This window comes from Nocardia sp. NPDC003726 (genome assembly GCF_053586955.1).
Window position 1 is genome coordinate 58,921 of sequence record NZ_JBSFNF010000019.1, and the last position, 22,725, is coordinate 81,645.

The window sequence follows — 22,725 nt, forward strand, 5'->3', positions numbered from 1 at the left end:
GAATCTGCCCGCGGGGATGGATATGGTCATCGAAACGCCTGCGCCGCGTCTCGATGTCCACCCCTCGCGCCAACCCCGGCGGGCAGCCTCGATGGTGTCTACACCCGGTCCGGGTGGCTCGGTCGAGCCGAACAGGACAGAATGCCAGAGCGGCCCGATCGGCGCAAGATTTACGCGAACGGCGAATGCGGAACCGGGACAAGCGGTTCCGCGCGCGAGGCCGCACCGGTGGCGGCACTTGTCGGTGCGCTGGGGTAGAAATCCGGTCAACCGAGCAATGAAGGAAGGCGATGAGGCAGCAGCGAGCCGGAGCGGGCCGATGACGACGCCGTGGACCGAAGCCCAGGTCACGGCGCTGGCGCCGGACGCAAATTCGCTGTCGGCGGCGCGCAAGCTGGTGGGCCGCTGGCGCGAGAGCGGGCAGCACGGCACCGCGCTGTGGGGCCGGTGCCAGGGCAGCGGCGCCACGCCCTATCAGACGATCGTCGACCTGTCCGGCCCGGCGTACCGCTGCTCCTGCCCGAGCCGGAAGTTTCCCTGTAAGCACGCGCTGTCGTTGTTGCTGCGCTGGTCCGCGGGCGAGGTCGCCGTCGCGCCGGAGACCGCCGACTACGCGGCCGCGTGGATCGGCGGCCGTACCGCACGGGCCGCCGCGTCCGCCGACCGGCCACGCACCCCGAATCCGGCCACCGCCGAACAGCGCCGGGTGCGGGTGACGGCGGGGTTGGAGGAACTCGACGTCTGGCTCGGTGATCAGGTGCGCACCGGCCTCGCGCAGGCCGATCGCTCCTATCGCGCCTTCGAGGCCGTGGCCGCCAGGATGGTCGACGCGCAGGCCCCCGGCCTCGCCGCCGCGCTGCGCAGGCTCCCGGCCGTCGTGGCCACCAGAAACGACTGGCCGGAGGTGATGCTGCGCGAGTACGCGCGCATGCACCTGCTGATCGCCGCGCACCGGCAGCTCGACGCGGCGCCGCCCGCGCTGCGCGCCAGTATCCGCACCCACGTCGGTTATCCCAATCCGGCAGAGGCGGTGCGTGCCGAAGTACCGGTCCGCGACCGATGGATGGTGTTCGGCGCGCGGATCACCGAGGACGAGCGCCTCTACACCCGGCGCACCTGGTTGTACGGGCGCGAAAGCAGGCGCTGGGCGGTGGTGGTCGACCATTCCTTCGGCTCCCCCGGCTTCCCCGCCGACGTTCCCGCCCTGGGGCAACTGGCCGACGCCCAGCTCCATTTCTATCCCGGCGCCGCGCCGCTGCGCGCGCTGTGGGGCGAACGGCACAGCGCCGCCGAACCATTCACCACGCTGCCCGCCGACCGCGACCGCCCGGCCACCATCGCCGCCGCGCTGGCCGCGCACGCGTCCGCGCTCGGGGCCGATCCGTGGCTGCGCTCGTGGCCGATGCTCCTGGCCGACGTGGTGCCCACCCGCACCGAACAGGGCTGGTACGTCACCGAATCCGACGGGACCGCGCTGCCGATCCGGCCGGGTGAGCAACCGTGGACGCTGCTGGCCGTCTCCGGCGGTCATCCGGTGACGGTGGCCGGCGAGTGGAGCGCCGACGGTTTGGAGCCGATCTCGGTGTTCACCGCGGGTGAGGTGATCGATCTGGCACCCACCGAGACATTCGTCCCCGACGCGACCCACCCGCAGCCTGCGCCGACCGGGAGCGCGGGTCTCACCTCCGTCGCGTTGCTCGGCACCGCCCGCCGTGCACCGGACCTCGCGGCGCTGGCGCCCCCGATCGCGCGAGCGGCCGAGCGGTTGCCGCATGATCCCGCGTCGCGATTGCTCGAAACCGCCGCGCTGCAAGACCTCTACACTCGCGGCGGCGTAGCGCCCGCCACCGCGGCGGCGCCGGAGCCCGCGGCGGACGATCCCCGTCCGGCGCTGCCGCGCCCCGCCGCCGTACGCCTGGCGCGCATGCTGCGGGAACGCTCGGCGTTCCTGCCCGAATGGTTCGAGGCGGCGCGGCCGCACGACTATCGAGCGCCGGACGCGCTGTGCGAGCAACTGCTCGAGCACGCGAAGATCAATGCCACCTTGCGCGAGCCGCTGCTGCGCCTCGCCGGCACTCGCGGCAGCTGGCTGGCGGCCCGGCATCCGGCCTGGCGCGACCTGGTGCGGCTGCCGTCCACCGATGACGAAACTTTTTCGGACACTTGGCTTTTCGGTCGGCCACCCGAGCGGCGCGACTGGCTCGCCGGCCTTCGGCGCGCCGACCCTGGCGCGGCACGAGAACAACTCACCGCGGCGTGGCCGAAGGAATCCGGGCCGCTGAAGGCCGAACTGCTGGCCGTGCTCGCCGACGCACTCGGCCCGGACGACGAGCCCCTGCTGGAAACGGCGCTGGACGACCGGCGCGCGGATGTGCGCCGCACCGCAGCCGGACTGCTCGCGCTGCTGCCGGACTCGGCGTTCTCGCAGCGGATGCGGGCGCGGGCGAGCGCCTGGATCCGCGCCGAGCACCGGATGCTGCACACGAACGTGGTGCTCACGCTGCCGGACCGGCCCGACGCCGCCGCGCAGCGCGACGGGATCACCGACCGCACCGTCGAATTCGCCTACCGCTGGAACGGCGCGCCCGACGTGGCCGCGGCCCGGCTCCGGCAGGTGGTCGCCGCCACCCCGCTCGCGCACTGGGCCGACGTGCTCGGCACGCCGCGGCAGGCGGTGCGCGCCACGATCGAGGACCGGTTCCGGCAGCCGATCTTCGACGGCTGGGTGGACGCCGCACTGGCGCAACGCGACTCGGCGTGGGCGCGCGCGCTGTTCGAAGCGGGCGTGCCCACCGACCTGGCGATGCTGCGCAGGCGGGAGCTGTTCGCGCTGCTTCCGCTGCCGGACCGGACCGCGCACCTGGTGCGGCTGGACGGGTCGTGGCTGTCGGAGATCGAGGCGCTGCTGCCCGCGATGGGCCATCCGTGGCCGGAAGCGCTGGCCCAGCACGTGGTGCTGCTGCTGTTCGAACGGGCGCGGGCGGCGGCGCGGCGTCCCGAGACGCACGGCGCGGCACCGAGCGCGCACCGGTCGCTGCTCGCCGCGGCCTCGGTGCACCTCCCGGTCGCCGCAGCGAGCACGCTGTCCGCGGTGGCCGGCAAATGCGACGATCCCGCCTGGGAGCGGGCCTTCGACCAGCTCGCCCATGACCTCATTCACCGCTCGATGATGCTCGAGGAGTTGCAGTGACCACCACCGACCCGACGCCCGGCCTGCTGCGCCCCCACGCCGAACAGGCGTATGCCGACGAGCTGCGCGCCCTCGCCGCCGCCGACGACCGGCCCCGCCCGCCGTCGTGGCGGCTGTCGCCCTGGGCGGTGGTCACCTACCTGCTCGGCGGCACCCTGGCCGACGGCACCGTGATCACCCCGAAGTACGTCGGCCCGCGCAGGCTCATGGAGGTGGCGGTCGCGACGCTGGCCACCGACCGGGCGCTGTTGCTGCTCGGGGTGCCCGGCACCGCCAAAACGTGGGTGTCGGAACATCTCTCCGCCGCCATCAGCGGCGCGTCGACATTGCTGGTGCAGGGCACCTCCGGCACGGCCGAGGAGGCGATCCGCTACGGCTGGAACTACGCGCGGTTGCTCGCGGAAGGGCCAAGCGACGCGGCGCTGGTGCCGTCGCCGGTGCTCACGGCCATGCGGACGGGCTCCATCGCCAGGATCGAAGAGCTCACCCGCATCCCCTCGGACGTGCAGGACGCGCTGATCACCATCCTGTCCGAGAAGACCCTGCCCCTGCCGGAACTCGGCACGGAGGTGCAGGCGGCCAAGGGCTTCAACGTCATCGCCACCGCCAACGATCGCGACCGCGGGGTGAACGAGTTGTCCTCCGCGTTGCGCCGCCGGTTCAACACGGTGGTGCTGCCGCTGCCCGCGAGCGAGGACGAGGAGGTCGCCATCGTCAGCAGGCGGGTCGAGCAACTCGGTTCGGCGCTGGAATTGCCCGCCGTGCCCGCGGCGGCCGAAGAGGTGCGGCGAGTGGTGCGGGTCTTCCGTGAGCTGCGCTCCGGCAGCACGGCCGACGGACGGACCAAGCTGAAGTCGCCGTCCGGGACGCTGTCCACGGCCGAGGCGATCTCGGTGATCACCAACGGCATCGCGCTCTCGGCGCACTTCGGCGACGGTGTGCTGCGCGCCTCCGACATCGCGGGCGCGGTGCTCGGTTCGGTGATCAAGGATCCGGTAGCCGACGCCGTGGTGTGGACGGAGTATCTGGAGGCCGTCGTCCGCGAGCGACCGGACTGGGCGGACTTCTACCGCGCCTGCCGCGAGGTCACCGGGTGACCTCCGAAGCAGACCCCGTGACCAGGGTTTTCGGCATCCGCCACCATGGTCCCGGCTCGGCGCGCTCGCTGCGGCTGGCCCTGGCGCAGTTCCGGCCCGACATGATCCTGATCGAGGGGCCCGCCGACGCCGATCCGCTGGTCGGCCTCGTCGCCGCGGAAGGGATGGCCCCGCCGGTCGCGCTGCTGGCGTATGTTCCCGACGCCCCCGCCAAGGCCGCGTTCTGGCCGTACGCGGTGTTCTCCCCCGAATGGCAGGCGCTGCGCTACGCCGCCGACAACGAGGTGCCCGTGCGGTTCTGCGATCTGCCCGCGAGCGTCACGCTGGCGACGGAGGACGAGCCCGGTGACCGGTTCGATCCGCTCGCCACGCTGGCCGCGGCCGGCGGCTACGACGACGCCGAACGCTGGTGGGACGCCGTCGTGGAATCGGTGCCGGACGCGGCCGCGTTCGACGCGATCACCGAGGCGATGGGCGCGCTGCGGGAATCCGCCGAGTCGGGTGGCGCCGTGAGCGACCGACCTTCGACCGTGCGACCCGGACCGGATCGAGCCACGAATGCCACTGCGCCGGAATTGGATTCGGTCGCGGAGGCGGTCGCCGAACCGACCCTCGTGCCAGAACCACCGGAACTCCTCGTCGTCGACGCCCACACCCTGCGGCGCGAGGCCTACATGCGCCAGACGATGCGCAAAGCGCTCAGAGACGGCGTCCGGCGGCTGGCGGTGGTGTGCGGGGCGTGGCACGCGCCCGCGCTCACCGGCGCGCTCGGTCCCGCCGCGCCCGACGCCCGGTTGCTCAAAGGCCTGCCGAAGACCAAAGCCAAGCTCACCTGGGTGCCGTGGACGCACTCGCGGCTGTCCACGACCTCCGGCTACGGCGCCGGCGTCACCTCGCCGGGCTGGTACCACCACCTGTTCACCGCCACCGCCCAGCCGATCGCCCGCTGGCTGACCAAGGTCGCCGGTGTGCTGCGCGCCCACGATCTGCCCGTCTCCAGCGCGCATGTCATCGAGGCCGTCCGGCTCGCCGACACGCTCGCCGCGCTGCGCGGTCGCCCGCTGGCCGGTCTGTCGGAGGTGACCGAGGCCACCCGGTCGGTGCTGTGCGGCGGCGACGAGACGATGCTGCGGTTGGTGATCGGCGAACTCGTCGTCGGCGAGGCGCTGGGCGCCGTTCCGGAGCAGACGCCGACCGTGCCGCTGGACGCGGACCTGCGCGCCACCATCCGGTCGCTGCGGATGAAGCAGGAGCCCTCGATCCGCACCGTCGACCTGGATCTGCGCAAGGAACGCGAGGTCGCGCGGTCGCGCCTGCTGCACCGGCTGCGGGTGCTCGACATCGAGTGGGGCACGCTCACCATCAGCGACGTGCGCAGCACCGGCACCTTCCGGGAAACCTGGACGCTGCAGTGGCATCCCGAGTACGCGATCTCGATCATCGAGGCCTCGCGCTGGGGCACCACCATCCGCACCGCGGCGGAGGCGAAGATCCTCGACACCGCGAGCCGCGCCGACCGCTCGGTCGGCGAATTGACCACCGCGTTGGAAGTCGCGCTGCTGGCCGATCTGGGCGGCGCCACCGACGGATTGATCGCCCGGCTGGAATCCACCGCGGCGCTCGACCACGACGTCACCCACCTGCTGGCCGCGCTGCCCGGCCTGATCCGCACGCTGCGCTACGGCGACGTACGCGGCACCGACACCAAAGCGCTCGCCCACGTGGCCGACGGGTTGCTGGTGCGCATCTGCGCGGGCCTGCCCGCGGCGGTCACCGGATTGGACACCGACGCCGCCACCGAGCTGCGCGGTCTGCTGGACGCGGCGCACACCGCCATCCACACCAGGGACGACGGCTGGGCCACCGGCGCCTGGCTCGCCGCGCTGCGCCGGATCGCCGACCGCGACGACGTGCACGGCGCTCTGGTGGGGCGCGCGGTCCGCTTGCTCGCCGACGCGGGCCGTATCGATGACGCCGAATCCGCGCGCAGGCTGTCCGCCGCGCTGTCGGTGGGCGCCACCGCCGCGGCCAAGGCGGCGTGGATCGACGGTTTCCTCGGCGGTCGCGGCCTGCTGCTGGTGCACGATCGGGAGCTGTTGCGGCTCATCGACGACTGGCTGCGCGGCCTCGGCGACGACACGTTCGTCGAGACGCTGCCGCTGCTACGCCGCACCTTCGGCGCGTTCGAATCGGGTGAGCGCCGCGCCATCGGGCAGGCGGTCCGCGACGGCGGATCGGTCTCCCCCACGGCGGCCGTCGCGGGCATCGACGCCGATCGCGCCACAATCGCGGTGCGGACGGCAGCGGAGATTCTGGGGGTCACGGTATGAGCGGCCAAGCATGGAGGTCGGTCTCACGGCAGCACCACGCCGTCCATACCGAAAGCACACAGAGCACGAGCCGCCCAGGCCCGCAGGCGACAGCGCAGCACCACCGCGCAAGGACCGCCCATCCCCGGAAGCGCACCCAGAACGAGCGAGCGGACCCGCGGACGACCGCGCAGCACTACTACGCCGCCTTCGCCCACACCGCAAGGCGGGGACAGTGTGCGCGGATCAGGACCGGAGGCGGCAGCTCAGCGTCTACATGGGACCTCCGCGCATGCCGGAAAGGACGCGGCATGAGCAGTCAGGCCAGGCGGCAGCGGAGCGTGACCACGCAGGGCCCCGCCCGTGCGGAGATCGGATACACATTGAGGGAACAGGCAGTCCGGCGAGACCGCAGCGAGGTCGCCGCTCATACCCGGAAGGGCGCGGCATGACCGACGAAGCGCAGTCCCGGCGTTGGCGATTGGTGCTCGGCGCGGCGGCGGAGGAAGGACTGGGCGGGCTGGGCTCCGGCACGGACGCGGCCATGGACCGGGCGCTGTCGGCGCTGTACAACACCGATGAGGAGACCTCGCCCGGCAAGCGCACCGGCGGTTTGCAGGGTTCGGCGCCGCGCGTGGCCCGCTGGCTCGGTGATATTCGCAGCTACTTCCCCGCCGCCGTCGTCGAGGTCATGCAGCGCGATGCCGTGGAGCGGCTCGATCTCACCCAATTGCTGCTCGAGCCGGAACTGCTCGAGGCGGTGGAGCCGGACGTGCACTTGGTCGGCACCCTGTTGAGCCTGAACCGGGTGATGCCGGAGACCACCAAGGCCACCGCGCGCATGGTGGTGGAGAAGGTGGTGCGGGAGATCGAGCAGCGCATCGCGGCGCAGACCGTCGCCGCGGTCTCGGGCGCGCTGAACCGCGCCGCCCGCGTCACCCGGCCGAAACTGCGGGACATCGACTGGGACCGCACGATTCGCAAGAACCTCGCCACCTATCTGCCCGAGCATCGCACCGTGGTGCCCGAACGCCTGGTCGGCTACGGCCGCAAGGCCCAGGCGGTGCGGCGGGACGTGGTGCTTGCCATCGACCAGTCCGGTTCGATGGCCGCCAGCGTCGTGTACGCGTCGGTGTTCGGCGCGGTGCTCGCGTCGATGCGGTCGCTGCGCACCTCGCTGGTGGTCTTCGACACCGAGATCGTCGACCTCACCGACAAACTCGACGACCCGGTGGAGGTGCTGTTCGGCACGCAACTCGGCGGCGGCACCGACATCAACCGGGCCATCGCCTACTGCCAGTCCCTGGTCACCCGCCCGGCCGACACGCTGTTCGTCCTGATCTCCGATCTCTACGAGGGCGGCATCCGCGACGAGATGCTGCGCCGCGTCCGCTCGCTGCAGGAGTCCGGCGTCCAGGTCGTCGTGCTGCTGGCCCTCTCCGACGACGGCGCGCCCGCCTTCGATCACGACAACGCCGCGGCCCTCGCCGCACTCGGCATCCCGGCCTTCGCCTGCACCCCCGACAAGTTCCCGGAACTGCTCGCACTGGCTCTCGACCGCGGCGACGTCCAAACTTGGGCCCACGCCAACGCCACCCAGCACTAGCGCAGGCAGCGCGGCCGATAGAAGCCCGAGCCCACGCCGACGCCTGGCTGGCAGCATGGAACGCACGCGACCTCGGTGCCATCATCGCCTGCTACGCCGACGACGTGGACTTCGTCGCCTCCACAGTGACGCGCCGAACCGCTCCGCTACCGGTGCGTGGCGGGCAGAAAGGGCTCCACGGTCGGTGCTCCGGCAACCGGTAGCGAGTCGAATCGGCCGATGCTGCTCGAGGTACGTTCGAAACGATCCAGGCGACAGGAGAATTCAAACGATGACTGCGGTGCAGGGTAGGACGATCGACATTCAGACGGCCGATGGTGTCGCAGACGCGTATGTCGCCTACCCCGACGACGGCGCCGCTCATCCGGGTGTGCTCGTGATCCAGGACGGTTTCGGGCTGCGGCCCAGCCTGCGGTCGTTGGCCGATCGTATCGCCGACCACGGCTACACCGTGCTGTTGCCGAACGCTTACTACCGGCACGGGCGTGCGCCCGTGGTCGAGCTGCCGGATTTCATCGATCCAGCGGAGCGGCCGGAGATCTTTCAACAGGTCTTCCCGATGATTCGTGAGCTGACACCGGAACTCTTGCGTTCCGATGTCGCCGCCTGCCTCGCGTGGCTGGCGGACTCGCCGCTGGTCGCCGGAAAGAAGATCGGCCTCACCGGCTACTGCATGGGTGCGCGGCTGGCGGTGCTGGCCGCCGCGATGTTCCCCGAGCGGGTCGCCGCGGTGGCCGGATTCCACGGCGGACCGCTCGTCACCGACACGACGGACAGTCCGCACCTGACCGTCGGAAACATCACCGGCGAGTTGTACTTCGCCCACGCGGGCGAGGACCACCACATGACCGCGGAGCACATCGCTCAGTTCGACAAGGCGCTCGAGGCCGCAGGCGTCCGGCACCGGACCGAGGTCTACGAGGGGGCGCAACACGGCTACACCCAAGCCGATACTTCCGCTTACGATCCCGAGGCAGCTGAACGGCACTACCGCGAACTGCTGGCCCTGTTCGACCGCAATCTGCGCCGGTAGTTCGCTCCGGCCTGGTCTCCAGCGTCCGTCGCGCCCGGCGCTGCGCCCGCACCGCCGCGGGGACAAGTACGTCTCGGCATGGGTGGGGTCGACCCGTGAATGCGCCCCCCTGTCCGCTACGTGATCTGCGGATCACCGGGCCGTAGCGCTGCGGCCGCGCCTTCCGTGTTTCCCTGTCAGAACGCCGGGGCCGCGGTGACCTGGACTTACTGGTTCCCACCGCGGCCCGCTGCGTTCATCGGAATCGGCACTCACCGGCCGGGACATGTCCACGCTCATGCGGGAACACTCGCCGCGCTGAAGCGCGGCGCGAAAGCCCACGGCCGGAGCGGGTCAGCCGGGATAACCCCCGGGGAACCCGCCCAACAGGGCGAACACTTGAATCGCCAGCGAAGACAGCAAATCCGCGATGGTCATCAGTTCCATGGCAACTCCTTGTCCGGACGGGCGAACTAGGACGGCTCTGCGATGGTACGCGCGGCGCAGCGCTTTTCCGGTCAGCGCCGCCGGGCGTGTGGCGGGCCGTCAGGGGCTGGTCGGCACGGGGTTCGGTGGAACGGGACCCATCACGCCCCATGCCGTCGCCGCCGCGGGCACCACGAGGGGATGTAGTACGGCCGACACCGCCAGCAACATGACGGCGACGACGGTGTCCAGCCAGTAGTGGTTGGCGGTGCCCACCACCACCAGCGTGGTCAGCGCCGGATGGGCCAGCGCGAGCCAGCGCCACGGCGTGCGGGTGGCGGCGACCACCGCCACGCCGAGCAGCAGCGCCCAGCCGACGTGCAGCGAAGGCATGGCCGCGAACTGATTGGACAGACCGCCGGAATCGGCGTCGCCGTAGACGGATTGACCGTATCGCGCGGCGAGATCGACGAACCCCTGGTCGGGCAGCATCCTGGGCGGTGCGAGCGGAACCAGGATGTGCACCACGAGCGCCGTCCCGGTCAGCGCCACCATGAGATTTCTGGTCCAGCGATAGTGCTCCGGCCGGAACGTCCACAACCACAGCAGGACTCCGACGGCCACGGTGAAATGCGCGCCGGCGTAATAGAAATTGGCCGGAACGGCGAGGAATTCGCGGTTGACGAACAACGCCTGCACCGACTGCTCGTCCGTCAGGCCGAGCCGGTCCTCGAGTCCGAGCAGGCGGTGCGCGTTGACCAGGGCGCGCCCGGTGTCGTCGGCGGTGATCAGCCGCCCCGCGCGATAGCCGAGGTAGAGCACCGTGATGAGGAGGAGCTGCCCGGCGGCCTCGCCGCCGCGCCCGCGCACGGCCGCTCGCACCCGTTCGGCGACTCCGCCCGGCGCGACCCCGAGCCCGGCGCCCGCGCCCCCGAAGTCCACAGCGACCATCACTCGGCCTCCTTCCCCGTTGAATCAGGCCGTTTACCGAGAGTTAAGTGGAGTGATAACCTCCGTTTAAACTAGCACCACCGAACGGACAACTTCAGCAAGATGTGACGGGGCATACAGCACCGCGCACGGATCCGAGTTCGCTTGCAGCACAGGCGATCTCGTGATCTTCGCGGCCTACCGACGACACTGCCGCACATGCGGAACGCAGCACCCGGCCGCCCGTCACGGTGCGCCCACGTCTCCTGCCGGCCGGAGCCATTCGACAATGCGGTGCCATGACGAGATCCCCACGGAAGATCGCGAGCCGGTCGTAGCCGGTGGCGATGCCGCGCCACTGTTCGCCCCTATCGGGCTAACCGACCGGGCTCGGCATCGGGTGATCGGCCTGCTCGGTTTGAACTCCGTCGACGGTGCTTACGGAAAACGCTTGGCGATCGCCGCCGTGATCGCGTCCGGTGCGTGTTCTTGAATGAAGTGCCGCGCGCGTGGCAGCTCGACCATGTCGAGATCGGCGAAGGTGGCACGCATTCGCGGGACATAGGCGTTCGGACGGAACGCCATGTCCCGCATCCCCCACACCAGCAGGGCCGGCTTGTCGCCGAGCAGGGCGGGCACGTCCCTGGCCAGCTGGTCCAGCAGCGGGCGCGCGGCGCGAATCTCTCTGGGCAGCACGGCGAGTCCGCGACGGGCTTCCGCGGTGGGCTGTACGGCGCGGTAGTGGTCGGCCTCGGCCGTGCTGAGCTTGCTTCCCAGTTCCGCGAGCAGGACGCGGCCCCTCCCTCCGCCGCCAGACTACCTGTGAGGCACCGCGACTCGCCGCCGCCGCCAGTGAACTGGCCGCTTCTGGGCTGGACTCGTGACGGGCCGCCGTGATCGGCGCACTCCCCGGTGTCCGGCCTCGTGCCACGAGACCCGCCTGTCACGCCTTGGCGTTTCCTCCGGGTCAGCGCTTGTTCGACTCGGCGGGTCACGGCCCCACGGAGCACGCGAGGGCTCGCTTCCGTGCGGCGCACGAGCATCGCGCGCCGCACGGACCGTCACAGATCGGCGATGGCGGCCAACGGTGGCGTGCGCGCCGCCCGCACCGCGGGCCACAGCGCGGCCAGCACTCCGACGACGGCCGAGCTGATCAGCACCAGGACCAGCTGACTCCACGGGATGGCGATCTGGTCGAGCCCCAGATCGCGCAGCGTGCGCAGGAATCCGACGCCGAGGCCGAGCCCGAGCACCATGCCGACGATCGCGCCGAACACCGCGATCAGCATCGACTCCAAATAGATCGTGCGGCGTACCTGGGCGCGCTGCATACCGACCGCGCGCAGCATGCCGATTTCGCGACGCCGCTCCACCACCGACAGCGCCAAGGTGTTGACGATGCCGAGGATCGCGATCACCACCGCCAAGGCGAGCAAGCCGTACAGGATGGCCAGCAGGGTGTTGATCTGCTTGCCCTGGGCGCCCTTAAACTCCTCGCGGTCCTGCACCTGCACCACGACGAATTGCTCGGTGGCCTTCTCCAGGTCGGCGCGCATCGCGCTCATGTTCGCGCCCGGTTGCGCCTTGATCAGCACCAGGAAGTTGGTCCGGAAATTGAGCGGGACCACCTCGTCATAGACCGTCTGCGACACGACCATCGGGCCCAGCAACGGGTTCTTCTTGTACACCCCGGTGACGGTGAGCGGAACCTTCTTGCCGTCGACGCTGGTGGGGGTCACCTGCTCACCGACTTTCCAGCCACGGTCGTTCGCTTCGTCCTCGGACACGAGCACGTCCCTGGCGCCGAGAGTGTCGCTACCGCGCACGATCTCGTAGTTCAGCACGCCCCCCAGCGGACCGTCCGGCGACGTGACGAACACCTGATCGTCGCCGAGCTTGAACGGCGCGCCCCGCATTCCCACCACCTGCGCCACACCCGGCACCTTGGTGCGCGCGGCGTCGGCAGCGCCGAACGGCACACCGAGCAGTTGCGGTCCGGCCAGCACGTAATCGGCCCGCACGCCCTTGTCGACCAGCACGCCGACGCTCTCCTTCGCCGAAGCGCCCAGCATGCCGATCGCCGAGACCAGCATGAGGCCCAGCGTGAGGGCGAACGCCGTCGCGGCGGTGCGGCGCGGATTGCGGGCCGCGTTGTTGCGCGCCATCCGGCCGATCGGCCCGAACGGGCGCACCAGCACCCCGAGCCCGCCGACCAGCGGCCGCGACAACGCGGGCGCGGCGAGCAGCACGGCGAAGATCAGCCCGAGCGCACCCACTCCGACCGTGGCGGCCGCCGTGCCGCCGGTGCGCTGCGCGCCCAGCACGACGAGCGCCGCACCGATCACCGCGAGCACCGCACCGAGGATCGTGCGCAGGCGCAGCGAGTCACCGGTGGAGGCGAACTCCTCGCGCATCGCCTGCACGGGCGGAATGCGCGAGGCACGCCGCGCGGGCGCGTAGGCGCTCACCATCGTCACCGCGAGGCCGACCAGCAGCCCGACCACGATGGTGCGCGGCCGCACCGCCATCGATCCGGTCGGCAACCCGAGGTCGAAGGCATTGAGCACCGCCGACAATCCGAATGCCAGCGCGACCCCGCCCGCCAGACCGATCACACTGCCGATCAAGCCGATGACGAACGCCTCCGCCACCACCGACGTGCCGACCTGCCGCCTGCTCGCGCCGACCGCGCGCAGCAGCGCCAGCTCCCGCAAGCGCTGCGCGACGATCATCGAGAAGGTGTTGTAGATGATGAACGTGCCGACGATCAGCGCGATCGCGCCGAAGGCGAGCAGGAAGTAGTTGATGAAGTTGAGCGCGTTGGAGACTTCCTTCTTCAAGTCGGCCCGCACCTGATCGCCGTTCTGCACCTTGTAGCCGGGCAGCGCCTCGGCCAGGTTGTCGCGCAACTCGTCGCCGGGGATGCCGGTGGCCGCCAAATCCACGTAGGCGACGTGCAGGCCGTCGGTGAACAGCTTGCGCGCCTGCGTGTCGTCGAACAGCACCCCGATGAGACCGCCCGTGTCGGACGGTATTTCGTAGACGCCGGTGAGCGTCACGTCGATCGGCTCTGGCTGGGACGGGATGAGGATCTTGGTGCGGTCGCCGATCTTCAGCCCGGCCCGCTCGGCCCCGCCGGTGTTGATCGCGATCTCACCGGGCCGGGCGGGCGGCACGCCCTGTAGGAACTTCTCCGGCTCCGCGACGGCCTGTTCCGGCGGCAGGTACGACCTGCCGAACGTCGGCGCGCCGCCGGTCTGCACGGATTTCTTGCCGGTGGGATCGAGCAGCACCACCGGCCCGTTCACGCTGGGCGCGACCGTGCGGACGCCGGGATACTTCACCAGCTCGTCCACCACGTTGTTCGGAACGCCTTGCGCCTGGCGTTCTTTCGGGCTCACCCGGACGTCGACGCCCTTCGCCTCGTTGGCGAAGATCCCGTCGAAAGTGCTCTGCAAGGTGTCGGTGAACACGAACGAACCCGCGATGAACGCGGTGCCGAGCACCACCGACAAGAGGGTCAGCGCCAGCCGCACCTTGTGGGCGGCGAGATTGCGCAGCGCGACTTTGCGCATCGGACTTCCGGCCATCACGCCCGCCCCCGAATCTTCCGCGAACCGCCGGTCACGCCTGCTCCAACGCTTTCATCCGGTCGAGCACGGTGTCGGCGGTCGGATCGCGCATCTCGTCGACGATGCGACCATCGGCGAGGAAGACCACCCGGTCGGCGAACCCGGCCGCGTGCGGTTCGTGGGTGACGATGACGACCGTCTGCCCGAACTCGTCCACCGCGGCGCGCAGGATCGACAGCACCTCCGACGAGGAGCGCGAGTCCAGATTGCCGGTCGGTTCGTCGCCGAAGATGATGTCCGGCTTACCCACGAGCGCGCGGGCGCAGGCCACCCGCTGCTGCTGTCCGCCGGACAGCTCGCTGGGACGGTGGGTGAGCCTGCCGACCAACCCCAGCCGCCGCACCACCGTCTCCAGCCATTCGCGATCGGGTGCGCGGCCCGCGATGTCCAGCGGCAACGTGATGTTCTCCAGCGCCGTCAGCGTCGGCACCAGGTTGAACGCCTGGAAGACGAACCCGATCCGATCCCGGCGCAGGCGCGTCATCTGCTTGTCCGACAGCGTGGTGAGGTCGGTGTCACCGATGCGGACGGTGCCCGAGCTGGCGCTGTCGAGCCCGGCCAGACAGTGCATGAGCGTCGACTTGCCCGATCCGGACGGACCCATGATCGCGGTGAACTCGCCCTTCGCGAACTCGGCCGACACCCCGTCCAATGCCCTGACCTGGGTATCACCCGATCCGTAGACCTTGGTCAGTTCGATAGCGTGGGCCGCGACATCGGTCGAGGCCGCCAGTTCGGCGGTGTCGGCACCCAAAGCTTGCGAAGTCATGCCGTCCAGTCTTACCGGCCGAGCCGTCACACGCCATCAGGGAACACCCTGTGTTTCAAGCCCTACCTACGACCCACTCGAAGGCGGACGCTTCGGAGCGGGCGCCTTCCGAGGCGCGGGAGCGGTTGGGTTCGCCGAGTTCGGCCAGCAGTTCTTCCGAGAGGCCGACCAGCGCGGCCAAGGTGGCGGGGGTGAACCAGTCCGGTCTGGTGGCGAAGAGGATGTCCTCGGAGGCGGTGTTGCCGCTGGCGCCGGGCGCGAAGGGGCAGCCGCCGAGGCCGCCCAGCGCGCCGTCGACCATGTCCGCGCCCGCCGCGACGGCGGCGAGGGTGTTGGCCACGCCCATGCCCCAGGTGTCGTGGCCGTGGAAGACGATCCGCCGCGGCGGCGTCCGGTCCCGCACCGCCGCCACCAGCGCGGACACCTCGCCGGGGTGAGCCTGTCCGAGCGTGTCGGCCAGGACGATGTCGTCCGCGCCCTCGGTGCGTGGGTCCTGGGCGATGGCCAAAACCCGCTCCGGATCGACCGGGCCGTCGAACGGGCAGGTGAACGCCGTCGCCAAGCAGAGCTGGATCGAGCCGCCCACCTCCTGCGCCAGGCGCACCGCATCCGGCATGGCGGCGACGCTGGCCTCGGTGTCGCGTCCGATGTTCGCCCGGTTGTGCGCGTCGGAGACCGAGAAGCAGTACTGGAAATTCCGCACTCCCGCCGCGGCGGCCTTCTCCACGTGGCGCGGCGTCGCCACCCACACCCAGCAGCGGCGCAATTCCTCCGGCGTCAACGCGGCGACCAGCTCCATCGTGTTCGCCATCGGCGCGACCAGGTCCGGGCGGGCCATCGAGCCGATCTCCAGCGCGGGCACCCCCAGCGCGAGCAAGCGCCGCACGATATCCACCTTGCGCTGCACGGGGAGCAATTTTCCGGTCAGCTGCAGGCCGTCGCGCAACGTGACATCGCGCAACACCGGCGCGGTCATCGCTGCTCCCGCGCCCGGTGGTGGCCGCACATCACGCCGCCCCACGGCTTCTCGCCCGCCCCGGTCGGATTCGGCTGGACCACGGGCCTGCTGGCGCCCGGCGAGCGCGGCTCTCCCGCATCGCGGCCCTTCGGACGCCTCCGGTCGTGCGGCCGCGTGCTCATCGCGCCTCCAACGCGTCGATCTCGGCCTCGCTCATGCCGAGCAGACCGGACAGCACCTCCCGGGTGTGCTCACCCAGGTCGGGCCCGATGCTGCGGATGGGCAGGGATCGCTCGCCGATCACCGGGACGATGCCGGGAAAACCGACCTCCTTCGGCTCCGGCGCGCCGACGTCCACGGTGAACGACTGGATCATATTGCGTGCCCGGTACTGCTCGTCGGCCACGATGTCGGCCGCGGTGTAGATCGGACCGCACGGAATCGCGGCGGCGTCCAGCAGTTTCAGCGCCTCGGCGCGGGTGTGCCTGACCGTCCACTCCCCGATCGCCGCGTCCAGCCGCTCGCGATTGCGCCAGCGGCCCGCGTTGTCCTGCAGATCCGGATCCGCGGCCAGGTCGGGCCGTTCGATGACCGCCATGTAGCGCTGGAAGATGGCGTCACCGTTGCCGCCGATGATGATGCTGGTCCCGTCGGCGCACGGGTAGGCGTTGCTCGGCGCGATGCCCTCCATCCGGCCCCCGACGCGTTCGCGCTGGATGCCGTAGGCCAGATAGTCCGGCACCAGCGACTCCATCACCGACAGGATCGCCTCGTTCAGCGCCACGTCGATGACGCGCTCGCGCAGCGGCACCGGCCCATCCTCCTCGGTGCGGCGCTCGCGCTGGAACAGCGCCATCACGGTGCCGAACGCGGCGTAGATGCCCGCGATGGAGTCACCGATCGAGACGCCGGTGCGCACAGGCGGACGATCCGGATCGCCCACCAGTTCCCGCAGGCCGCCGACCGCCTCGGCCACCGCGGCGAACCCCGGACGCTCCGACATGGGCCCGGTCTGGCCGTAGGCGGAGATCCTGGTGATCACCAGATCCGGATTCGCTTCGTTCAGCACCTCCGGGCCCAGGCCCCATTTCTCCAGCATGCCGGGCCGGAAATTCTCCAGCAGCACATCGCAGCGCCGGATCAGGTCGAGCACGATCCCGCGCCCCGCCTCGGTGCGCAGATCCAGGGTGATCGACTTCTTGTTCCGGTTGATCGTCCGGTAGAGCATCGAGGTGTCACCGCCGTAGAGCCGCCAGTTGCGCAGCTCGTCGCCCGCCTTCGGGCGTTCCACCTTGATCACCTCGGCGCCGAAGTCGCCGAGAATGCGCCCGGCGGTCGGCGCGGCGATGTAATTGCCGAGTTCCAGGACGCGCACCCCGTCCAGCGGCCGAATACTCATGGCAACCAGTATGGGCTGTGCTGGTTTTGCCAGCGCCTGCGGCGCTGGGTGTTCGCGGGGCCGGGTTGGGCTGGGTCGTCCCGAGGATGTTGGGGCAGCACCCGGCAGAGCTGCGTATGTCCCACCCTCGCGTCCCTGGGAGAGCGCGCGCACGGTGATACGGGGATACCGCATGGCCCCTCAACGGCCGGGAGACCGGCAACCATGCGGGGTCCTCGTTTCAGGACGCGAGCAGCTGGGTGTCCTCGATGATCGAGTAGTGCTCGGCGTTGCCCGCGATGATGGTGCTGGACGAGCCGTCGACGCCGACGGGCACGTCGCCGGCCAGGGTGATGCGGGTCAGCTTGCGCGGCTGGTCGTCGTAGTCGTCGATGGCGTAGTGCTGGGTGGCGCGGTTGTCCCAGATGGCGACGTCGCCCGGCTCCCAGTTCCAGCGGGCGGTGTTCTCCAGGCGGGTCACCCGGTCCTGGAACAGCCGGAACAGCGCGTGCGACTCCGTGCTGGACAGCCCGACGAAGTGCTTGACGAAGTGGCCGAGCAGCAGCGCCCGCTCCCCGGTCTCGGGGTGCACGCGCACCACCGGGTGCTCGGTCTCGTAGTAGGTGGACTCGAACTCGGCGCGGTACGCGGCTGTGTTGGGGCGCGGGGTCTCCTCGACGCGGGCGTAGTCGTAGACGTTGGTGTGCACCGCGCGCAAGGAGTCGGCGAGCCGCTGGAGCGGCTCCGGCAGCGATTCGTAGGCCGCGACGGTGGATGCCCAGGTGGTGGCGCCGCCGTAGGAGGGCAGGTGCACCGCCCGCAGGATGGACGCCTTCGGGATACGGTCGACGAAGGAGACGTCGGTGTGCCAGCTGTTGGCGCGGCCGTGCTCGGAATCGATCGCCAAGCTCTTCACGCCGTGCGAGGTGACCGTCGGGTGCGGGGTGGTCGGCGCGCCGAGCAGCTGCGCGAACTCGTACTGCCCGTCCTCGGTGAGGTGGTCCTGCCCGCGGAAGAAGATGACCTTGTGCTCCAGCAGCGCGCGGTGGATCACGTCGACGGTGGCCGGATCCAGATCGCCGCCGAGCCGGACGTTGTCGATCCGCGCGCCGATACGAGCGCCGAGCCTGGTCACCGAGGCCGTGGATGGGATGGCGGGTGCGACCGTCATGAGATCACCTTCGCTGTCGAGATCGGTTACTGCTCCGGAGAGCAGACCACTCGAACAACCCCGCTGACCAGGGTTTTCGTCGCGCTGATCGCAAACGGCGCGCAGGAACCGCCTCTTCGGCCCACCGAGCGCGAGCCGATGCGGGCACTGACTTGCGGTCGGGCTCACGCACCGAGCGCATGCGACGTAGTCGCGAGTCTCGGTCGCTCGGACGCGAGACTTCCCGGGGCCGCGAACACCCAGCGCCGTAGGCGCTGGCCAAACCAGCACAGCAAATCAACCACAGTGCTCGCGGAGGTAAGCCAGGTCCTCGGCGAGGCCGTCGGCCGGGGTCTCCAGGACCACCGGCGCGTCCGCCGTGCGGCACACCTCGGCGAGTAGTTGCGGATCGATGGTGCCGTCGGCGAAGTTGGCGTGCCGGTCGGCGCCGGAGTCGAATTCGTCGCGGGAGGAGTTCAAGTGGACCAGATCGATCCGGCCGGTGATCGCCCTGATCCGGTCGACGACGCCGATCAGCTCCTCGCCACCCGCCCAGGCATGGCAGGTGTCGAGGCAGAATCCGGCGCCGTAATCGCCGACCGCGTCCCACAGCCGGGCGATGGAATCGAAATGCCTGGCCATGGCGTGGTTGCCGCCCGCGGTGTTCTCGATCAGGATCGGCACCGCGAAACCGCCCTTGTCCTGCTGACGCTCGAACAGCTTGCGCCAATTGTCGATCCCGGTCTCGAGTTCGGCGTCCGAACGCACATGCCCGCCGTGCACCACCAGACCGAACGCGCCCAGGTCGGCGGCCGCCTTCGCCTGCTGGGCGACCGCGTTGCGCGATGGCATGCGCAGCCGGTTGTTCAGGCTCGCGACGTTGATCTGATAGGAGGAGTGCACCACGACCTCGATCGGGCTGGCGAGGATCTCCTCGGTCCGCGGATGCGGGGTGGGTTTGTCCCAGCTCTGCGGATCGACCACGAACATCTGGATGACGTCGGCGCCGAGTTTCTCCCCGAAGCCGATCGGGTCGCTGTCGAGCCGGACGTGTGCTCCAATGCGCATGCGGGCCACAGTACTGGCTGCTACCGACGACAATCGACGTCGCGCCGGGACTGTTGCATCGCGATGGCTCATCGAGATACATGGATAGTGTCCGCGCGCTCGACTCGACAAGGGGGTGTAACGGTGTTGCAGACCGGCGAGATCTTCGCGGGCTACGTCGTCAAACGCGTCCTCGGCCATGGCGGTATGGGCACGGTGTACCTGGCCCGGCATCCTCGGCTGCCCCGCCTGACGGCACTGAAGCTGCTCAAACGCGAACTCTACGCCGACACCGACATCCGCCGCCGCTTCGAACGCGAGGCCGATCTGGTGGCGCGCCTCGATCACCCGAACATCGTCACGGTGTTCGATCGCGGCGCCGAGGACCAGCAGTTGTGGATCTCGATGCAGTACGTGCCGGGCGCGGACGCCTCCTGCGCCGACGTCGATGTGCTCGCTCCGTGGCGCGCGGTGCAGATCGTGGCCGACACCGCGGCGGCGCTGGACTTCGCGCACGCGAACCAGGTGCTGCACCGCGACGTGAAACCGGCCAACATCCTGCTGGCCAAGGCGCCGATCGGGCAACCGGAACGGGTGCTGCTCACCGATTTCGGGATCGCGGGCATCCGGGGCGCGGAGAGCACGATCGGCTCGTCCGGCACGATCACCGCGACACTCGCCTTCGGCGCCCCGGAGCAATTGATCGGCAGGCCGCTGGACGACCGCGCCGACCAGTACTCGCTGGCGTGCACGCTGTTCTGGATGCTCACCGGGGCGCCGCCGTATCCGGGAGCCAACCCGGCGGCGGTGGTGAACAGCCATCTGTACGCGCCGATCCCGATGCTCAGCCGTGCACGTCCCGGCCTGCCGCCCGCGCTGGATCCGGTGCTGGCTCGAGCCATGGCCAAGCGGCCCGAGGACCGATTCGCCAGTTGCGCCGAATTCGCCACCGCGGCGAAACACGCCCTCGCCGAACATGCTGCGCCTCGGACCGCGCCGCACGGCATCCACTCCGACGGATACCCGACCGCGCCTGCGTACCGCACGGCCCCGGCCGCGCCGCAGCACCGGCCGATCCCGCAGGGAACCTCTCGGCCGTCCACACCGCGCCCGAGTTTTCTGCCGCCGCGCCGCCCGGCGCATCCCGGCCTGATCGAATTGCCCAACCTTCCCATGCGCCCGGGCTCGGCGGTGCGACCGCACCAGCAACCTCCGGACCCACGGCCTCCGCCGGACGGCGCGGCCCGCGTCGATCGCCCGCGCGCCACCACGCTCGACGAGCGATAGGCAAGGCGCGACTACTGCTATGGTTTCGATGTTTTCCGTGGTCGGGCCCATCTCCGGCCACGCGTTCTTTTGCTGTACGCCTGTTCGCCGGTGGGTCCCGGCGGGCGGCGGGAAGTGGAGCAGTCATGCTGGCCAGCGGTGACGTTTTCGCCGGCTATGTCATCGAGCGGCAACTCGGCCGCGGTGGCATGGGCTCGGTCTATCTGGCGAAACATCCGCGGCTGCCGCGGATGACCGCGCTGAAGCTGCTGAATCGGGAGATGTTCTTCGACAAGGAGGTGCGGGCGCGGTTCGAACGGGAGGCGGATCTGGTCGCCCAGCTCGATCACCCGAACATCGTCACGGTCTACGACCGCGGGCTCGAGGACGAGCAGCTGTGGATCTCGATGCAGTACGTCGACGGTATCGACGCCGCCTCGGTGGAACCGAAGTCGCTGCCGCCGCAGCGCGCGGTACAGATCATCAAGGAGACCGCCGACGCGCTGGACTACGCGCACGGCAACGGGGTGCTGCACCGCGACGTGAAACCCGCGAACATCTTGCTGGCCCGCTCCACCGCCGGTCGCGGTGAACGGGTGTATCTCACCGACTTCGGCATCGCGCGGCTGCGCGACGACACCGGTCATCTCACCCAGACCGGCACTTTCACCGCGACGCTGGCCTACGCCTCGCCCGAACAGCTCACCGGCGCGTCGCTCGATCACCGTTCCGACCAGTATTCGCTGGCCTGCTCGCTGTTCTGGCTGTTCACCGGCACCGGCCCGTTCTCCGCGACGAACCCCGCCGCGGTCATCCAGGGCCATCTGCAGGGCACGCCGCCCGCGCTGAGCAGCGTCCGGCCGGGCCTGCCCTTCGCGCTGGACGGCGTGCTGGCCAAGGCGATGGCCAAGCGCCCCGACGACAGGTACGGCAGTTGCGCGGAATTCGCCGCGGCCGCCGCACAGGCGCTGACCGGTTCCAGCGTGCCGTCGATGCCGGTGGTGGGCGGTCCCCGCCCGGCGACCGGCCCGCAGCACCCGACGGCGGGGCCGCGCCCGGCGACCGGGCCGCATATTCCGACCACGGGTTCCCCATATCCGGCTGCGCAAGGCCATTACGTCAGCGGCCCCGGCCACCAGGTGCACACGCCGCAGACCAGCGGACCGAACGCGCTCGCCTCGGCGTCGCCGGCGACTCCGCCGCCCGCGCCGGTGGTGAACTCGCGCCCGCACACCGGTCCCGCGCCGCAGCCGACGGCCGCCAACCCGTTTCCCCAGCAGCAGACCGGCTTCTCCACCTTCGCCCCGCCGCACGGCGCGCACGTCCATCCCTCGGCCGCGCCGCCGCCCAAGAAGAACACCGGCCTGATCATCGGTTTGGTGGTGGGTGTGGTCGTGCTGATCGTGGTGGTGCTCGGCATCATCGGCGCCGTCTCCGATTCGGGCTCGAACAACGCGGGCACGACGACCACTTCGGCGGTGAAGCCGAATCTGGTGGACGCGACCCCCGAGTCGGTCAGCGCGGAGTTCCCGCGCATGGTGCCCGCCTCCAAGACCGAGGAGGTGGGATACAACGGCGCCGAGTGCTGGCTGGCCTCGCCGAGTTCGCCGCCGTCACCGTCGAAGGGCGAACCGGACTTCGGCGACTGGGCCGCGCAGTGGCGCTGCTTCAAGGGCGGCAACAACGAGGATCCGTACTACCGCATCTACGTCTACAAGACCCCGGCCGACGTCCAGGCGGTGTTGAAGGGCCTGCCCTCGTCGGCCGCCAAATCCACCGACACCAACGGCGGAAAGTCCTACACCAACTACAAGTACGTCGACGACGGCGCCAAGATGGTCACCGCGTTCACCGGCGACCCCGATCGGACCCAGTACCTGATGTACACCGACGGCTTCTCCCACACCACCGTCGACGAGCTGCTGCGCTGGTGGCGCTCGGCTCCGCTGAACTGA

The 22,725-nt window shown here is 70.3% G+C and carries 14 protein-coding genes and 1 pseudogene; 7 read left to right on the forward strand and 8 right to left on the reverse strand.

Annotation, left to right across the window (positions count from 1 at the left end; genetic code table 11):
* Window positions 1-319 precede the first annotated feature (319 nt).
* The 5 genes from ACWDMM_RS23605 (at window position 320) to ACWDMM_RS23625 (ending at window position 9,235) form a co-directional block, all read left to right on the forward strand.
* Window positions 320-3,190: a DUF5691 domain-containing protein gene (locus ACWDMM_RS23605; RefSeq protein WP_449939576.1), complete on the forward strand. Its 2,871-nt coding sequence runs from the start codon at window positions 320-322 to the stop codon at window positions 3,188-3,190.
* On the forward strand, window positions 3,187-4,287 hold the full coding sequence (locus tag ACWDMM_RS23610) for an ATP-binding protein (RefSeq protein WP_195082054.1): 1,101 nt from the start codon (window positions 3,187-3,189) through the stop codon (window positions 4,285-4,287). Before ACWDMM_RS23605 ends, ACWDMM_RS23610 begins: the two co-directional genes overlap by 4 nt.
* Window positions 4,266-6,617, forward strand: a complete 2,352-nt coding sequence (locus ACWDMM_RS23615; protein ID WP_397071486.1) for a DUF5682 family protein — start codon at window positions 4,266-4,268, stop codon at window positions 6,615-6,617. Before ACWDMM_RS23610 ends, ACWDMM_RS23615 begins: the two co-directional genes overlap by 22 nt.
* Window positions 6,618-7,044: 427 nt before the next feature.
* Window positions 7,045-8,202, forward strand: coding sequence for a VWA domain-containing protein (locus tag ACWDMM_RS23620; RefSeq protein WP_449939581.1), 1,158 nt, complete (start codon window positions 7,045-7,047; stop codon window positions 8,200-8,202).
* 271 nt (window positions 8,203-8,473) lie between these two features.
* Window positions 8,474-9,235 carry a dienelactone hydrolase family protein gene (locus ACWDMM_RS23625; protein WP_357110074.1) on the forward strand — a complete coding sequence of 254 codons (762 nt, stop codon included), beginning with the start codon at window positions 8,474-8,476 and terminating at the stop codon, window positions 9,233-9,235.
* A gap of 525 nt (window positions 9,236-9,760) precedes the next feature.
* Here the strand turns inward: ACWDMM_RS23625 and ACWDMM_RS23630 are convergent.
* From ACWDMM_RS23630 to ACWDMM_RS23665, 8 genes and pseudogenes are all read right to left on the reverse strand, one after another.
* Window positions 9,761-10,591 (reverse strand): phosphatase PAP2 family protein, encoded by an 831-nt coding sequence (locus ACWDMM_RS23630; RefSeq protein ID WP_357110071.1) that lies wholly within the window; start codon window positions 10,589-10,591, stop codon window positions 9,761-9,763.
* A 417-nt stretch (window positions 10,592-11,008) separates the two neighbouring features.
* A pseudogene (locus ACWDMM_RS23635) lies at window positions 11,009-11,326 on the reverse strand (haloalkane dehalogenase); the annotation flags it as partial.
* 305 nt (window positions 11,327-11,631) lie between these two features.
* The gene (locus tag ACWDMM_RS23640; RefSeq protein ID WP_195082059.1) at window positions 11,632-14,160 is read right to left on the reverse strand and encodes an ABC transporter permease; all 2,529 of its coding nucleotides are present in this window, start codon (window positions 14,158-14,160) and stop codon (window positions 11,632-11,634) included.
* Between the two features lie 34 nt (window positions 14,161-14,194).
* Window positions 14,195-14,971, reverse strand: coding sequence for an ABC transporter ATP-binding protein (locus tag ACWDMM_RS23645; RefSeq protein ID WP_195082060.1), 777 nt, complete (start codon window positions 14,969-14,971; stop codon window positions 14,195-14,197).
* Between the two features lie 55 nt (window positions 14,972-15,026).
* The gene (locus ACWDMM_RS23650; protein WP_195082061.1) at window positions 15,027-15,947 is read right to left on the reverse strand and encodes a beta/alpha barrel domain-containing protein; all 921 of its coding nucleotides are present in this window, start codon (window positions 15,945-15,947) and stop codon (window positions 15,027-15,029) included.
* Between the two features lie 160 nt (window positions 15,948-16,107).
* Window positions 16,108-17,328, reverse strand: coding sequence for a CaiB/BaiF CoA transferase family protein (locus ACWDMM_RS23655; RefSeq protein ID WP_357110066.1), 1,221 nt, complete (start codon window positions 17,326-17,328; stop codon window positions 16,108-16,110).
* A 220-nt stretch (window positions 17,329-17,548) separates the two neighbouring features.
* Window positions 17,549-18,478, reverse strand: a complete 930-nt coding sequence (locus tag ACWDMM_RS23660; protein WP_357110063.1) for a TauD/TfdA dioxygenase family protein — start codon at window positions 18,476-18,478, stop codon at window positions 17,549-17,551.
* 276 nt (window positions 18,479-18,754) lie between these two features.
* Window positions 18,755-19,525: a deoxyribonuclease IV gene (locus ACWDMM_RS23665; protein WP_067804414.1), complete on the reverse strand. Its 771-nt coding sequence runs from the start codon at window positions 19,523-19,525 to the stop codon at window positions 18,755-18,757.
* Between the two features lie 123 nt (window positions 19,526-19,648).
* Between ACWDMM_RS23665 and ACWDMM_RS23670 the strand changes: the two genes are divergently transcribed.
* Both ACWDMM_RS23670 and ACWDMM_RS23675 read left to right on the forward strand, forming a co-directional pair.
* On the forward strand, window positions 19,649-20,791 hold the full coding sequence (locus ACWDMM_RS23670; RefSeq protein ID WP_449939588.1) for a protein kinase domain-containing protein: 1,143 nt from the start codon (window positions 19,649-19,651) through the stop codon (window positions 20,789-20,791).
* Between the two features lie 125 nt (window positions 20,792-20,916).
* On the forward strand, window positions 20,917-22,725 hold the full coding sequence (locus ACWDMM_RS23675) for a serine/threonine-protein kinase (RefSeq protein ID WP_195082063.1): 1,809 nt from the start codon (window positions 20,917-20,919) through the stop codon (window positions 22,723-22,725).